The sequence below is a fragment of the Bacillus sp. FSL R5-0603 genome (assembly GCF_038050295.1).
Classification (GTDB): domain Bacteria; phylum Bacillota; class Bacilli; order Bacillales; family Bacillaceae; genus Bacillus; species Bacillus subtilis.
This window is the reverse complement of sequence record NZ_JBBOYP010000001.1, coordinates 3,109,758-3,125,434: the sequence shown is the minus strand read 5'-3', so window position 1 is coordinate 3,125,434 and position 15,677 is coordinate 3,109,758. Positions and strand designations below refer to the sequence as shown.

The window sequence follows — 15,677 nt, the reverse complement described above, 5'->3', positions numbered from 1 at the left end:
TCATGAGAATGTTGGATCAAAACGTTATAACAGAAACAAAAGCGGAGCATTTGCTTCATGAATATCAGCCGGGCGCCTTTTTCTTAGCGTCTCCTCATCGTGTACTGTTAGCGAAAGGCATATGTGAAATCGTACCGGAGGCAGACGGGCAAAACCAAATAGAAACCCTTTCTGGCCGAATTGCAGAGACGTTACGTCAGGCAAAACAATCAGGGCAAAGCCGGCCGCTTGTTGTCGGGGCCGTTCCTTTTGATCAAGTAAAAGCAGCGCGGCTCGTTGTACCTGAAGAAGTGCGCTGGTCAGGACCGCTTCAATTTGATCATGAGGAAAAGGAACAGCAGGCTGGGCATACATATCACATAAAGCCTGTTCCTGAACCTGAGGATTATAAAAATGGTGTTGAACAAGGGCTGACACGCATTGCCGATGGAACACTCAGCAAAATCGTCCTATCCAGATCGCTGCATTTGACATCGCCTGAACCGATTCAGACGGATGAATTGCTTCGCCATCTGGCTCAGCATAACACGCATGGCTACACGTTTGCCGCAGACGTGTCCAGCCAGGAGGAAACGTCTCCCCGCCGAACATTGCTCGGAGCAAGTCCGGAGCTTCTCGTTTCAAGGATGGGAACACAGGTCGTTTCCAACCCATTAGCCGGCTCAAGGCCGCGCAGTAATGATCCTGTTGAAGACCAGCGCCGGGCAGCAGAATTGCTTTCTTCCGCAAAGGATCTTCATGAGCACGCGGTTGTCGCTGACGCGGTTGCGGCAGCGCTGAGACCTTTCTGCCGGACGCTGGAGGTTCCGGAGAAGCCTTCACTGATCAAAACGGAAACGATGTGGCACCTGTCCAGCGTGATTAAGGGAGAGCTTTCCGATCCGTCTGTAACCGCACTTGAATTGGCGGCGGCGCTCCACCCGACGCCAGCAGTCTGCGGAACACCGACTGATCTTGCAAGAGAAGCGATTCTCAGCATTGAACCATTTGACCGCGGTTTCTTTACCGGCATGGTCGGATGGTGTGACGATGCCGGTGACGGAGAATGGATCGTGACCATCCGTTGTGCAGAGGCAGAAGAACGCTCACTCCGCTTGTATGCTGGAGCTGGTGTTGTGGCCGGTTCAAAGCCCGAGGACGAGCTTCAGGAGACGTCCGCAAAGTTTCGGACAATGCTGCGGGCAATGGGCGTGGATCACATATGAACAGAATGAATTGCTGGAGGGATGCAACATGCTGAAAGGATTTACGCCTTGGCCTGATGAGTTAGCTGAGACTTATCGAAAGAATGGCTGCTGGGCCGGCGAGACGTTTGGAGATTTGTTAAGAGACCGGGCAGCCAAATATGGCGACCGCATTGCGATTACATGCGGGAACACCCATTGGAGCTATCAAGAGCTTGACACAAGGGTTGATCGTTTGGCTGCCGGATTTCGAAAGCTCGGCATTCAACAGATGGATCGTGTCGTGGTGCAGCTGCCAAATATCAAAGAGTTTTTTGAAGTCATTTTCGCGCTTTTCCGTCTGGGGGCGCTTCCAGTCTTCGCACTGCCTTCTCATCGAAGCAGTGAAATTACATATTTTTGCGAGTTTGCTGAAGCGGCTGCATATATCATTCCCGACGCTTATTCCGGTTTTGACTACCGTACGCTTGCCAGACAAGTTCAAAGCAAGCTGCCGACGTTGAAAAACATCATTGTCGCTGGTGAGGCAGAGGAATTTTTGCCGCTGGAGGATTTGCATACAGAACCTGTAAAACTGCCTGAAGTCAAGTCTTCGGATGTGGCGTTCCTCCAGCTTTCTGGCGGGAGCACTGGGCTATCGAAACTGATTCCGAGGACCCACGATGACTACATATACAGCCTGAAGCGGAGTGTGGAGGTCTGCTGGCTCGACCACAGCACGGTGTACTTGGCCGCGCTGCCGATGGCACACAATTATCCGCTGAGCTCACCTGGCGTTCTCGGCGTATTATACGCTGGAGGAAGAGTGGTATTATCTCCTTCTCCAAGTCCAGATGACGCATTTCCTTTAATTGAACGGGAAAAGGTCACGATAACCGCTCTTGTTCCGCCTCTTGCGATGGTATGGATGGATGCGGCATCCTCACGCCGTGATGATTTATCCAGCCTTCAAGTGCTGCAGGTCGGCGGTGCCAAGTTTAGTGCTGAAGCCGCGCGCAGAGTAAAAGCTGTTTTCGGCTGCACGCTGCAGCAGGTGTTCGGAATGGCAGAGGGTCTCGTCAATTATACGAGATTGGATGATCCTGAGGAGATCATTGTCAACACCCAAGGAAAACCGATGTCCCCATATGATGAAGTGCGTGTTTGGGATGATCATGATCGCGACGTAAAACCTGGTGAAACAGGCCATCTGCTGACGCGGGGACCGTATACAATTCGAGGTTACTATAAGGCGGAAGAGCATAATGCCGCTTCATTTACTGAGGACGGTTTTTACCGTACGGGTGATATCGTCAGGCTGACACGAGACGGGTATATTGTCGTTGAAGGCCGGGCGAAGGATCAAATTAACCGTGGAGGAGAAAAGGTTGCGGCTGAAGAGGTAGAAAATCATCTGCTGGCGCATCCGGCTGTCCATGATGCGGCAATGGTCTCCATGCCTGACCAGTTTCTTGGCGAAAGATCTTGTGTGTTCATTATTCCCCGGGATGAAGCCCCAAAAGCCGCAGAGCTCAAAGCATTTTTGAGAGAGCGCGGACTGGCGGCATATAAAATCCCTGACCGAGTTGAATTTGTCGAATCCTTTCCGCAGACAGGGGTAGGAAAGGTAAGCAAAAAGGCTCTTCGTGAAGCCATTTCCGAGAAACTTCTTGCAGGGCTAAAAAAATAAAACAACAATTTGAGAGGAAGTGTTCAAATGGCTATACCTGCCATTCAGCCGTATCAAATGCCGACAGCATCTGATATGCCGCAAAACAAAGTATCATGGGTGCCTGATCCGAATCGGGCTGTCTTGTTAATTCACGATATGCAAAACTATTTTGTCGATGCTTTCACAGCTGGAGCGTCTCCGGTAACAGAGCTTTCAGCGAATATACGAAAGCTGAAGAATCAATGTGTTCAGCTTGGGATTCCTGTTGTCTATACCGCACAGCCGGGAAGCCAAAATCCGGCTGACCGTGCACTGCTGACAGATTTCTGGGGTCCGGGATTAAACAGCGGTCCTTATGAGGAAAAAATTATAACTGAGCTGGCACCAGAGGATGATGATCTTGTGCTGACAAAATGGAGATACAGCGCGTTTAAGAGAACGAATCTGCTTGAAATGATGCGCAAAGAGGGACGCGATCAGCTGATCATTACAGGAATTTACGCCCATATCGGCTGTCTTGTTACAGCATGTGAAGCATTTATGGAGGATATTAAAGCCTTTTTTGTGGGAGATGCAGTTGCTGATTTTTCATTAGAAAAACATCAAATGGCGCTGGACTATGCGGCTGGACGCTGTGCGTTTACCGTGATGACTGACAGTCTTCTTGATCAGCTGCAGAATGCGCCGGCAGACGTTCAAAAAACGTCAGCAAACACTGGCAAAAAGAACGTGTTTACATGTGAGAATATCCGTAAACAAATTGCTGAGCTTCTACAAGAAACACCGGAAGACATCACAGATCAAGAGGATTTGCTCGATCGTGGTCTTGATTCGGTAAGGATCATGACATTGGTGGAACAATGGCGCCGTGAAGGGGCAGAGGTGACTTTCGTGGAATTGGCTGAACGCCCAACGATCGAAGAATGGCAGAAATTGCTCACAACCCGCAGCCAGCAAGTGCTGCCAAACGCGGATTATTTATAAAAGGAGGGTAAACAAACGGATGCCTGATACAAAAGATCTTCAATATTCTTTGACCGGGGCGCAAACTGGCATATGGTTTGCTCAGCAGCTTGATCCGGACAATCCAATTTACAATACTGCGGAATATATAGAAATCAATGGACCAATCAATATTGCTCTTTTTGAAGAAGCTTTGCGGCACGTGATCAAGGAAGCGGAATCGCTGCATGTCCGCTTCGGTGAAAATATGGACGGGCCTTGGCAGATGATAAACCCGTCTCCGGATGTACAGCTGCACGTCATTGACGTCAGCTCTGTGCCTGATCCGGAAAAAACAGCATTAAACTGGATGAAAGCTGATTTAGCAAAGCCGGTTGATTTAGGGCATGACCCTTTGTTTAATGAAGCTCTGTTTATTGCCGGGCCTGATCGTTTCTTTTGGTATCAGCGCATTCACCATATAGCGATCGACGGCTTCGGTTTTTCCCTGATAGCCCAGCGTGTGGCAAGTACATATACTGCGCTTATAAAAGGACAAACAGCTAAAGGCCGTTCCTTTGGGTCTCTCCAGGCCATTTTGGAGGAGGATACAGATTATCGCGGATCAGAGCAGTATGAGAAGGATCGTCAATTCTGGCTGGACCGTTTTGCAGATGCACCTGAAGTTGTGAGCTTGGCTGATCGGGCGCCAAGAACATCTAACAGTTTTCTTCGTCATACGGCATATCTGCCTCCGTCTGATGTAAACGCGTTAAAAGAAGCGGCGCGCTATTTCTCAGGAAGCTGGCATGAAGTCATGATTGCGGTGTCAGCTGTTTATGTGCACCGTATGACCGGCTCTGAGGATGTTGTGCTCGGCCTGCCCATGATGGGTCGGATAGGGTCTGCATCACTGAATGTACCGGCTATGGTGATGAACCTTCTCCCGCTCCGGCTGACGGTAAGCTCTTCGATGAGCTTTTCTGAACTGATTCAGCAAATTTTCCGGGAAATCCGCAGTATTCGGCGACATCATAAGTATCGCCATGAAGAGCTTCGGCGTGATCTGAAATTGATAGGAGAAAATCATCGATTATTTGGCCCTCAAATCAATCTCATGCCGTTTGATTACGGTCTCGACTTTGCCGGCGCCCGGGGCACAACGCATAATCTTTCAGCCGGTCCTGTTGATGATCTATCAATCAATGTATATGACAGAACAGACGGCAGCGGGCTGCGAATAGATGTTGATGCGAATCCCGAGGTATACAGTGAATCTGATATTAAGCTTCATCAGCAGCGTATCTTGCAGCTGCTGCAAACGGCTTCTGCCGGAGAGGACATGCTGATTGGGCACATGGAGCTTCTGTTGCCAGAGGAGAAAGAAAAAGTCATTTCAAAATGGAATGAGACGGCAAAATCCGAGAAGCTGGTCAGCCTTCAGGACATGTTCGAAAAGCAGGCAGTTCTTAAGCCAGAACGTATCGCTCTCATGTGTGATGACATTCAAGTCAACTATCGAAAGCTCAATGAAGAGGCAAACCGCCTCGCGCGTCTGTTGATCGAAAAAGGGATTGGTCCGGAGCAATTTGTTGCTTTGGCGCTGCCGCGTTCTCCTGAGATGGTGGCCTCAATGCTTGGTGTGCTCAAGTCTGGTGCGGCGTATCTCCCGCTTGATCCGGAGTTTCCTACCGACCGCATTTCTTACATGCTGGAGGATGCGAAACCTTCATGCATCATAACGACTGAGGAAATAGCAGCCAGTCTGCCTGATAACCTGGCTGTACCGGAGCTTGTGCTTGATCAGGCTGTTACACAGGAGATTATAAAACGCTATTCGCCGGAAAATCCGGATGTATCGGTTTCTCTTGACCATCCTGCGTATATCATCTATACCTCAGGATCAACAGGAAGACCGAAGGGTGTCGTTGTGACACAGAAAAGCTTAAGCAATTTTCTGCTGTCCATGCAGGAGGCATTTTCTCTAGGAGAAGAAGACAGGCTGTTGGCTGTGACGACTGTCGCTTTTGATATTTCAGCATTGGAGTTATATCTTCCGCTGATTAGCGGAGCGCAAATCGTGATCGCAAAGAAAGAAACGATCCGTGAGCCGCAGATATTAGCTCAAATGATTGAAAATTTCGATATTAATATCATGCAGGCGACACCGACACTGTGGCATGCTTTGATAACGGGTGAACCTGAGAAACTTCGGGGGCTTAGAGTGCTTGTAGGAGGCGAGGCGCTGCCGAGCGGTCTTTTGCAGGCGCTTCAAGACCTCCATTGTTCAGTCACGAACTTATACGGTCCCACTGAAACAACGATTTGGTCTGCCGCAGCTTTTCTTGAAGAAGGGCTGCAGGGCGTTCCTCCGATTGGGAAACCGATTTGGAACACGCAGGTGTATGTGCTTGATAATGGATTACAGCCGGTGCCGCCGGGCGTTGTCGGAGAGCTTTATATTGCAGGCACCGGCTTGGCCAGAGGTTATTTCCATCGCCCTGATTTAACGGCGGAGCGCTTCGTTGCAGATCCATACGGACCGCCGGGAACTAGGATGTATCGGACCGGAGACCAGGCCCGCTGGCGTGCCGATGGGTCTTTGGATTATATCGGGCGGGCGGATCATCAAATCAAAATTCGCGGATTCCGAATTGAACTTGGAGAAATTGATGCCGTGCTTGCCAATCATCCGCACATTGAACAGGCCTCGGTTGTCGTACGGGAAGATCAGCCGGGAGACAAACGATTGGCGGCTTATGTAGTCGCTGATGGTGCTATTGATACTGCAGAGCTTCGTCGTTATATGGGGGCTAGTCTTCCTGATTATATGGTACCGGCGGCGTTTGTGGAGATGGACGAGCTGCCATTAACACCTAATGGCAAGCTTGACCGGAAAGCACTGCCGGCACCAGACTTCAGCACATCTGTCAGTGATCGGGCCCCGCGGAATCCTCAGGAAGAGATATTGTGTGACTTGTTTGCAGAGGTTCTCGGTTTGGCACGCGTCGGTATCGATGACAGTTTCTTCGAGCTTGGGGGCCATTCTCTTCTTGCAGCCCGTCTGATGAGCCGCATTCGCGAGGTAATGGGAGCCGAACTTGGTATCGCCAAGCTCTTTGACGAACCGACAGTAGCCGGACTCGCTGCCCATCTTGATTTGGCGCAGAGTGCACGTCCCGCTTTGCAGAGAGCTGAGCGGCCTGAAAAGATCCCGCTATCATTTGCCCAGCGCCGGCTATGGTTCCTGCATTGTCTGGAAGGACCGAGTCCTACTTATAATATTCCGGTTGCTGTCCGTTTGTCAGGTGAGTTGGATCAAGGATTGCTGAAAGCGGCACTTTATGACCTCGTCTGCCGTCATGAAAGCCTTCGGACGATCTTCCCTGAATCACAGGGGACATCCTATCAGCATATTTTAGATGCCGATCAAGCCCATCCTGAGTTACATGTTACTGAAATTGCTGAGAAGGAGCTTTCTGATCGGCTTGCCGAAGCTGTACGCTACAGTTTTGATCTTGCAGCTGAACCTGCTTTTCGTGCCGAGCTTTTTGTAATCGGTCCTGACGAGTACGTGCTGCTTCTTCTCGTCCATCATATTGTCGGGGACGGTTGGTCCTTAACACCGCTGACCCGAGACCTTGGGACGGCTTATGCAGCTCGCTGCCACGGACGATCTCCCGAATGGGCGCCTCTTGCTGTGCAGTATGCAGACTATGCGCTTTGGCAGCAAGAACTGCTTGGAAACGAGGATAATCCAAACAGCTTGATTGCCGGTCAGCTTGCTTTCTGGAAAAAAACCTTGAAAAACCTGCCTGATCAGCTTGAACTGCCAACCGATTATTCACGTCCGGCTGAGCCGAGTCATGATGGAGATACGATTCATTTTCGTATTGAGCCCGAGTTTCACAAGCGATTGCAGGAGCTGGCTCGCGCAAATAGGGTGAGCCTGTTTATGGTGCTTCAATCCGGTCTCGCCGCTTTATTGACAAGGCTCGGGGCGGGCACCGACATTCCGATCGGCAGTCCGATCGCGGGACGGAATGATGATGCGCTGGGCGATCTTGTAGGGCTGTTTATTAATACATTGGTGCTCAGAACTGATACGTCCGGTGACCCAAGCTTTCGTGAGCTTCTAGACAGAGTACGGAAAGTGAATCTGGCCGCCTATGACAATCAGGATCTGCCGTTTGAGAGACTTGTAGAGGTGCTCAATCCGGCTCGTTCGCGTGCGACGCATCCTTTATTCCAAATCATGCTTGCGTTCCAAAACACACCGGACGCTGAACTGCATCTTCCTGATATGGAGAGCAGCCTGCGAATCAACAGTGTCGGTTCTGCCAAGTTTGATTTGACGCTGGAAATCAGTGAAGATCGCCTTGCTGACGGGACACCAAACGGAATGGAAGGACTGCTTGAATACAGCACCGATCTTTTTAAGCGGGAAACTGCTCAGGCTCTTGCTGACCGATTGATACGCCTGCTGGAGGCTGCCGAGTCTGATCCTGACGAGCAAATCGGAAATCTGGATATTCTTGCGCCAGAGGAACGCAGCAGCATGGTGACAGATTGGCAAAGTGTATCTGAAAAGATTCCGCAAGCATGTTTGCCAGAGCAGTTTGAGAAGCAGGCTGCTTTACGTCCTGATGCCATTGCCGTTGTATATGAAGATCAGGCACTGAGCTATGCAGAGCTGAATGAAAGAGCAAACCGGCTTGCCCGAATGCTGATTAGTGAAGGTGTCGGGCCGGAGCAATTTGTGGCATTGGCACTGCCCCGATCGTTGGAAATGGCTGTCGGCCTATTGGCGGTGCTAAAAGCCGGGGCAGCTTATCTCCCTCTTGATCCGGATTATCCGGCTGATCGAATTGCTTTTATGCTAAAAGATGCACAGCCTGCGTTTATCATGACGAACACTAAAGCTGCAAATCACATTCCGCCAGTTGAAAACGTGCCGAAAATCGTGCTGGATGATCCCGAGCTGGCAGAGAAACTAAACACGTACCCTGCAGAGAATCCAAAAAATAAGGACAGGACTCAGCCGCTTTCGCCTTTGAATACGGCGTATGTCATTTATACATCCGGCTCAACAGGTGTTCCAAAAGGTGTGATGATTCCTCACCAAAATGTAACACGTTTATTTGCAGCGACCGAGCACTGGTTCCGTTTCAGCTCAGACGATATCTGGACCATGTTCCATTCCTATGCGTTTGATTTTTCGGTGTGGGAGATCTGGGGTCCTCTGCTGCATGGCGGACGTCTTGTAATCGTGCCTCACCACGTCAGCAGATCGCCAGAAGCGTTTCTGCGCCTGCTTGTCAAAGAGGGTGTGACCGTTCTGAACCAGACACCGTCTGCTTTCTATCAGTTTATGCAGGCAGAACGGGAACAGCCGGATCTCGGACAGGCACTCAGTCTGCGCTATGTCATTTTTGGCGGAGAAGCGCTTGAACTCAGCCGTTTAGAGGATTGGTATAACCGCCACCCTGAAAATAGACCGCAGCTTATCAATATGTATGGTATTACAGAAACGACGGTGCATGTGAGCTATATCGAATTAGACCGAAGCATGGCAGCTTTACGGGCAAACAGCTTGATCGGCTGCGGCATTCCCGATCTTGGTGTATACGTGCTGGATGAACGCCTGCAGCCGGTTCCGCCGGGTGTTGCCGGAGAGCTGTATGTATCAGGAGCGGGGTTAGCACGAGGTTATCTAGGCCGGCCTGGTTTAACATCTGAACGCTTCATAGCTGATCCGTTCGGTCCTCCAGGCACCCGGATGTACCGCACTGGGGATGTGGCCCGCCTCCGCGCTGACGGTTCTCTCGACTATGTCGGCCGTGCAGACCATCAAGTGAAAATTCGGGGATTCCGGATTGAATTAGGAGAAATTGAAGCCGCACTTGTTCAGCATCCGCAGCTTGAAGATGCGGCAGTGATCGTTCGTGAGGATCAGCCGGGAGATAAACGGTTGGCAGCTTATGTCATCCCTTCGGAAGAAACATTTGATACGGCGGAACTGCGCAAATATGCTGCGGAGAGACTGCCGGATTACATGGTGCCTGCTGCCTTTGTGACGATGAAAGAATTGCCGCTGACACCGAATGGAAAGCTTGATCGTAAAGCGCTGCCCGCTCCGGATTTCGCAGCGGCAGTGACAGGACGAGGACCGAGAACGCCGCAGGAAGAAATTCTCTGTGACCTCTTTATGGAGGTGCTTCACTTGCCGCGTGTCGGCATTGATGACCGTTTCTTTGATTTAGGCGGACATTCCTTGCTTGCTGTACAGCTCATGAGCCGCATTCGTGAAGCACTCGGCGTTGAACTCAGCATCGGCAACTTGTTCGAAGCACCTACTGTAGCCGGGCTCGCTGAAAGACTTGAAATGGGATCAAGCCAAAGCGCTCTTGACGTTCTGCTGCCGCTCCGAACAAGCGGAGACAAGCCTCCTTTATTCTGTGTTCATCCAGCAGGGGGACTCAGCTGGTGCTATGCCGGTTTGATGACGAATATAGGAACGGATTATCCGATCTACGGCTTGCAGGCACGGGGAATCGGGCAGTGCGAGGAGCTTCCGAAAACACTTGATGACATGGCTTCCGATTACATTAAACAAATCCGAACGGTTCAGCCGAAAGGCCCGTACCATCTGCTGGGCTGGTCTCTGGGCGGGAATGTCGTTCAAGCGATGGCCACCCAGCTGCAAAATCAAGGAGAAGAAGTTTCCCTATTGGTGATGCTGGATGCCTATCCAAACCACTTCCTTCCTATAAAGGAGGCGCCGGATGATGAGGAAGCGCTTATTGCCCTTCTGGCGTTAGGCGGGTACGATCCGGACAGCTTAGGGGACAAACCGCTAGATTTTGAAGCAGCGATTGAGATTCTTCGCAGTGACGGCAGTGCGCTTGCGAGCTTGGATGAAACGGTCATTTTAAATTTGAAGAATACGTATGTCAATTCTGTCGGCATTTTAGGTTCCTATAAGCCGAAAACCTTCCGTGGAAATGTTTTGTTTTTCAGATCAACAATCATTCCTGAATGGTTTGACCCGATTGAACCTGATTCGTGGAAGCCTTATATTAACGGACAGATTGAACAAATTGACATCGACTGCCGTCATAAAGATTTATGTCAGCCGGAACCTCTGGCTCAAATCGGCAAGGTTCTCGCTGTCAAACTGGAAGAGTTGAATAAATAAGGGAGGAGAAATAGAATGGCAAATCCTTTTGAAAATGCGGATGGCACGTATTTGGTGCTGATCAATGAAGAAGGCCAATATTCCCTATGGCCCGGTTTTATAGATGTGCCGAGCGGCTGGACAGTCGTTCATGAGCAAAAAGGGCGTGAAGCTTGTTTGGACTATATCCAATCGCATTGGAGCGATATGAGGCCAAACAGCCTAAAGACTGTTGAAAATGTGTAATCGTATCAAAAAGAGACTGCTCGCCGCAGTCTCTTTTTCTATCTTACGCAGGCGTTTGGGTATGATCACAATCCCTGACCGGGTTTCCGTTTTCATCGGTACACCAAGATTGGGACAAAAACGCTAAAAACACAGCGGCCCACTGATCTGCAAACTGAATCAGAATACCCCCGTCATGCCAAGAGCCGTTGTCTTTTTTCCAGCGGGTATCTATTGCATTCCCTTGATTCATATGGATATTGTGCATGCCGTTGGTCGGGGTAAAACCGAATATTTTATCTGCAGCCTGTTCAGGTCCAAATTTTGAACCGAATATATAAACCGGCGCTTTCTCATCTTGCGCTTTCTTCATATAGGTTTCAATAAAATCATTTAAATCATTATCAGGTCCCGTGATTTCATGAGGCAAAGGCTTCATTTCCCGCGGGTCAAACAAATTGCCCCGCACATAATCCAGTGCCACTTCACGGTTTGCTTCATTGATCCTTGTATATCCATACGGCATGTTCGGAAGGATGGTAATTGAGCCCGAATCAAACTGATCGTCAGCCAAATACAATACTTCAGATTCCTCAGAACTGGACATCACATTGATGGCGCACCTGTAATACGTATTCTCTTCACCGAGCATTTTGACTTGGAAATGAGGACTGTCATCATCTGTTTCCCGCTTCATGTCTAAGACTATGCCTTTTAACACGCCATATTGCTGAACAGCCATATGAATCCTCCTTTATGATCAACTTCATAGTCATAATTCGTGAAATGGTCTCTTTTTTCCTTTTAAAAAATAAAAAAGCCTGCAGAAATCTTTCTGCAAGCTCATTGTGAATTAAGCACCCGCCACAGATGATTCATCCTGTAAAGCTTTCTCGGCAGGAATATACTCATAGCCTAGATCTCTTGCTACAGCTTCATAGGTCACGTGTCCGTTTGCGGTGTTTAAACCCGCTCTCAGTGCCGCATTGTCTGTGAGCGCTTTTACTGCCCCTTTGTTCGCGATTTGCAGCGCGTATGGAACAGTAACGTTAGTCAGGGCGATTGTTGATGTACGAGGGACTGCGCCTGGCATGTTCGCTACAGCATAATGCAAAACCCCGTGTTTTTCATATGTTGGCTGATCATGTGTTGTGATATGGTCGACAGTTTCGACGATGCCGCCTTGGTCGATCGCTACATCAACAATGACTGAACCGGGTTTCATTTGTTTTACCATTTCCTCAGTGACAAGAGTCGGAGCTTTAGCACCCGGAATTAATACAGCGCAAATGAGGAGATCCGCTTCCGCCACAGCATCAGCAATATTGACCGGATTAGAAATTAACGTTTTAATCTGATGGCCGAAGATGTCATCAAGCTGGCGCAAGCGGTCTGCGTTTAAGTCAATGATCGTCACATCTGCACCGAGGCCGACAGCCATTTTCGCCGCGTTTGTCCCGACTACGCCTCCTCCGATAATCGTTACTTTTCCGCGAGAAACGCCCGGCACCCCGGCAAGCAGAATGCCTTTTCCGCCTTTAGGCTTTTCTAAGAATTGAGCGCCGATTTGCGCCGCCATTCTGCCCGCAACCTCTGACATTGGCGTCAGAAGAGGCAATGTCCGGCCTTCACTGACCGTTTCATATGCGATGGCAGTTACTCCTTTATCCTTCAAGGCCTGTGCAAGCTCAGGCTCAGCTGCTAAATGAAGGTACGTAAACAGCACAAGTCCTTTGCGGAAATAAACATATTCTTCCGGCAGCGGTTCTTTTACCTTCATGACCATTTCGGCGTTCCAGACCTGTTTCGGATCAGCAATGATTTCCGCTCCTGCTGACTCATAGGCTTCATTTTCAAATCCGCTTCCAAGGCCCGCGCCTGTTTCAACCAGCACCCGGTGGCCGTTTGAAATGAGCTGAGAAACGCCCCCGGGTGTTAATGCGACACGGTTTTCATTGTTTTTTATCTCTTTAGGAACCCCTATGATCATATCTGTCTCCTCCTGTATCTGTGATATTTTTAGTGTAGCTTGATATTTTGGAAAATTCTTTGTTTGATTAAGAAAATAAAAAAACATGGATTTGTGAAATTTCACAAATCCATGTGCCGAAGTTTGATATCTAAATAGATGGTGAATTTTTGATTCACATTTTTCAAATCAATTTCAGCGATCTGGCTGATCCGCTTAAGGCGGTAATTCAACGTATTAACGTGTATATTTAACAGCTTAGAAGCGGTATTCACGTTGCTGTCTGCTTCAATAAAACGCTCTAGTGTTTCTACCAGATTTGACTGGTGATCCCGGTCATATTGTTCCAGTTTGGAAAGCGAGTAATTATAATGGCCCGCCTGTTTCCGTTTTTCATTTAAGACATCTAAGTATTGATAAATGCCTAACTCGGAAAAGCTGAAAAGATGTTTGGTCTCTTCAGTGAACCGTTCCTTCGTTTTTAAGACGGACAATGCTTCCTGATAGGAGCGGGAGACAAAAGAAATAGAGTTGTATATTCCGCCAAAAGCGATAGAAACGTCTTCTATTTTATACCGCTCCTTCAGCTGTTTTTGCGTACTTAAAGCAAACTGTTTTATATCTTGAAAAGGATGATCTGTTTTGGGCGAGGTTAATATAATAAGTTCATTGGAATCTACGGTCGCCAGCAGCACGTAAACCTGCTGGGTCGTTTCCTGTAAATATTGCAGCTGCTGTTCGATTTTTTCAGTCAGCTCGCCATTTATGCGGATGATCATAACGGAAAACTCTGAAGGAGCGGCCATTCCAAGCTTATGGAACCCATCCGCCATATCATCCTCCTGATGGATGTGTCCGGTCAGCATTTTCCAGAAAAATTCTTGGCTGCGTTCTTCATTTTTCGTTTTTCTGATTTGAAGTTTGAGAAGCTTGTTTTTCACTGCTTTTGCTGCCATTTGCAATGTCAGCAGATCTTCATCGGACAATGTTTTTTGGATCTCAAGCGCCCATATGAAGCCAAGTACTTGCTTGTTTTTCCAAATTGAAATAGCGACGCGATTGCTCAGCCCGACTTCATCAATTTGCTTGACTCTGATCGGCTGGTCCGTTTTTAAGAGAGCTGGAATTGTCCCATCTTTCCACAACTTGTTAATCACCTTCTCCGGTACCCTTCTGCCAATAATGGTAGACGTCCGGGCAGGGTCTGTGCAGTCGCTGTGTGTACTGTAGGCAAGCAGCTTGTGGTTAACATCCTCTATGGTGATCGGGCACCGCAGAACGTCGCTGATATGATCAGCCACATCTTCAAGTCTGTCAAAACTATATTTAAACGGATCATTCGGCATGGTCATAAAACTCCCTACTTTTCGTGCTTGATTTCTCTTTGACATCTCATCCCCTTCCTTTTATTATGATTGTTGTTGTTTGTGAAAATCAACAACAAAGAACAGAAGCAAAAAAACAATTTCATGAGAGAAACGTTCTATATACATTTGGCGGTGTAATCGCCTTTTTGCAGGACAGTTGTATGCCTCATATAATACGACAGCTTATCCTATTAATCTTCTAAGAAAGTCATCGGAGGCAAGACTAATTAAGGAAAGAAAAAACTGAACCTTTCAGAAATGGTGCTGTAGCATCAAATTTTCTGAAAGGTTTTTTTTGGGAGTTGGAGCGTTATTTGGGTCTTTTGGATTATTCGGAGAATGAAGAGAAGATTAAGAAAATAAACCTATTTACTTTACATTATATGTCATTTTTAAGTGATTCGGGGTAAACCATTGGACTCATTTTGTAAAATTAAAACATATTTGTTTGACTATGCCGAAAAACTGTTTTTATAATAATGACGTTCTAAAAATAAGTGAATTAGCCCATATTTAGGCTGATGGCACAGGAGGTAATGAGGAATATGGCAGGATTAATTCGTGTCACACCCGAAGAGCTAAGAGCGATGGCGAAGCAATACGGCGTTGAAAGCCAAGAAGTATTAAATCAGGTTGATCGTTTAAACCGAATGATCTCTGATTTGAAAAGCATGTGGGAAGGTGCTTCAAGCGAAGCGTTCGCAGATCAATACGAGCAGCTCAAACCTTCATTTATCAAAATGTCAGATTTGCTTCAAGATGTGAATCAGCAGCTTGATCAAACAGCAAATACACTTGAGTCTACTGACCAAGACATCGCAAATCAAATCCGCGGATAACAGTATGAAAGGGAAGGAGCGCCTGATTCAAAAGAAGACGGCGCTCTTTCTATGTAAGGGTGATCCTAAATGTATATTGATATTACAATAGATTTGAAACATTATAACGGCAGTGTCTTTGATCTCAGATTGTCAGATTACCACCCGGTGAAAAAAGTAATTGATATTGCTTGGCAGGCCCAAAACGTATCTATGCCTCCGCGCGAAGGGCACTGGATCAGAGTGGTGAACAAGGATAAGGTGTTTTCCGGAGAATGCAAGCTGTCTGATTGCGGCATTACAAACGGAGACCGGCTTGAAATATTATGAAAGGATCTGGTTGA

Annotated in this window: 10 protein-coding genes; 7 read left to right on the top strand and 3 right to left on the bottom strand. The window is 48.2% G+C overall.

Annotation, left to right across the window (positions count from 1 at the left end; genetic code table 11):
* Positions 1-8 precede the first annotated feature (8 nt).
* Genes dhbC through NYE56_RS16120 form a run of 5 tightly spaced genes read left to right on the top strand, consistent with a single transcriptional unit; the run spans position 9 to position 11,200 of the window.
* On the top strand, positions 9-1,205 hold the full coding sequence (gene dhbC / locus NYE56_RS16140) for an isochorismate synthase DhbC (protein ID WP_015483641.1): 1,197 nt from the start codon (positions 9-11) through the stop codon (positions 1,203-1,205).
* Positions 1,206-1,233: 28 nt separating this feature from the next.
* The gene (locus NYE56_RS16135; RefSeq protein ID WP_341284102.1) at positions 1,234-2,853 is read left to right on the top strand and encodes a (2,3-dihydroxybenzoyl)adenylate synthase; all 1,620 of its coding nucleotides are present in this window, start codon (positions 1,234-1,236) and stop codon (positions 2,851-2,853) included.
* Between the two features lie 27 nt (positions 2,854-2,880).
* Positions 2,881-3,819, top strand: a complete 939-nt coding sequence (locus NYE56_RS16130) for an isochorismatase (protein ID WP_268555105.1) — start codon at positions 2,881-2,883, stop codon at positions 3,817-3,819.
* Between the two features lie 19 nt (positions 3,820-3,838).
* On the top strand, positions 3,839-10,975 hold the full coding sequence (dhbF, locus tag NYE56_RS16125; RefSeq protein ID WP_341284101.1) for a non-ribosomal peptide synthetase DhbF: 7,137 nt from the start codon (positions 3,839-3,841) through the stop codon (positions 10,973-10,975).
* Positions 10,976-10,990: 15 nt separating this feature from the next.
* Positions 10,991-11,200, top strand: a complete 210-nt coding sequence (locus NYE56_RS16120; protein WP_003228753.1) for an MbtH family protein — start codon at positions 10,991-10,993, stop codon at positions 11,198-11,200.
* A gap of 43 nt (positions 11,201-11,243) precedes the next feature.
* Here NYE56_RS16120 and NYE56_RS16115 read toward each other — a convergent pair whose 3' ends face one another.
* The 3 genes from NYE56_RS16115 to adeR form a co-directional block, all read right to left on the bottom strand.
* Positions 11,244-11,921, bottom strand: coding sequence for a YukJ family protein (locus NYE56_RS16115; RefSeq protein WP_341284100.1), 678 nt, complete (start codon positions 11,919-11,921; stop codon positions 11,244-11,246).
* A gap of 111 nt (positions 11,922-12,032) precedes the next feature.
* Entirely contained in the window at positions 12,033-13,169 is a 1,137-nt protein-coding gene (gene ald / locus NYE56_RS16110) for an alanine dehydrogenase (protein WP_341284099.1), read from the bottom strand.
* 101 nt (positions 13,170-13,270) lie between these two features.
* Positions 13,271-14,539, bottom strand: a complete 1,269-nt coding sequence (gene adeR / locus NYE56_RS16105; RefSeq protein WP_341284098.1) for a sporulation transcriptional activator AdeR — start codon at positions 14,537-14,539, stop codon at positions 13,271-13,273.
* Between the two features lie 521 nt (positions 14,540-15,060).
* Between adeR and NYE56_RS16100 the strand changes: the two genes are divergently transcribed.
* Together NYE56_RS16100 and yukD are read left to right on the top strand one after the other, a co-directional pair.
* Positions 15,061-15,354 carry a WXG100 family type VII secretion target gene (locus tag NYE56_RS16100; RefSeq protein ID WP_003220661.1) on the top strand — a complete coding sequence of 98 codons (294 nt, stop codon included), beginning with the start codon at positions 15,061-15,063 and terminating at the stop codon, positions 15,352-15,354.
* A 69-nt stretch (positions 15,355-15,423) separates the two neighbouring features.
* Positions 15,424-15,663, top strand: coding sequence for an ESX secretion system protein YukD (yukD, locus tag NYE56_RS16095; RefSeq protein ID WP_122894663.1), 240 nt, complete (start codon positions 15,424-15,426; stop codon positions 15,661-15,663).
* The last annotated feature ends 14 nt before the right edge of the window (positions 15,664-15,677 follow it).

What these genes read in the sequence shown, in the direction of transcription:
- NYE56_RS16120 (WP_003228753.1), top strand. Translation starts at nt 10,991, where the DNA reads ATGGCAAATCCTTTTGAAAATGCGGATGGCACGTATTTGGTGCTGATC.
- dhbC (WP_015483641.1), top strand. Translation starts at nt 9, where the DNA reads ATGTTGGATCAAAACGTTATAACAGAAACAAAAGCGGAGCATTTGCTT.
- NYE56_RS16135 (WP_341284102.1), top strand. Translation starts at nt 1,234, where the DNA reads ATGCTGAAAGGATTTACGCCTTGGCCTGATGAGTTAGCTGAGACTTAT.
- adeR (WP_341284098.1), bottom strand. Translation starts at nt 14,539, where the DNA reads ATGTCAAAGAGAAATCAAGCACGAAAAGTAGGGAGTTTTATGACCATG.
- NYE56_RS16115 (WP_341284100.1), bottom strand. Translation starts at nt 11,921, where the DNA reads ATGGCTGTTCAGCAATATGGCGTGTTAAAAGGCATAGTCTTAGACATG.
- yukD (WP_122894663.1), top strand. Translation starts at nt 15,424, where the DNA reads ATGTATATTGATATTACAATAGATTTGAAACATTATAACGGCAGTGTC.
- NYE56_RS16130 (WP_268555105.1), top strand. Translation starts at nt 2,881, where the DNA reads ATGGCTATACCTGCCATTCAGCCGTATCAAATGCCGACAGCATCTGAT.
- dhbF (WP_341284101.1), top strand. Translation starts at nt 3,839, where the DNA reads ATGCCTGATACAAAAGATCTTCAATATTCTTTGACCGGGGCGCAAACT.
- ald (WP_341284099.1), bottom strand. Translation starts at nt 13,169, where the DNA reads ATGATCATAGGGGTTCCTAAAGAGATAAAAAACAATGAAAACCGTGTC.
- NYE56_RS16100 (WP_003220661.1), top strand. Translation starts at nt 15,061, where the DNA reads ATGGCAGGATTAATTCGTGTCACACCCGAAGAGCTAAGAGCGATGGCG.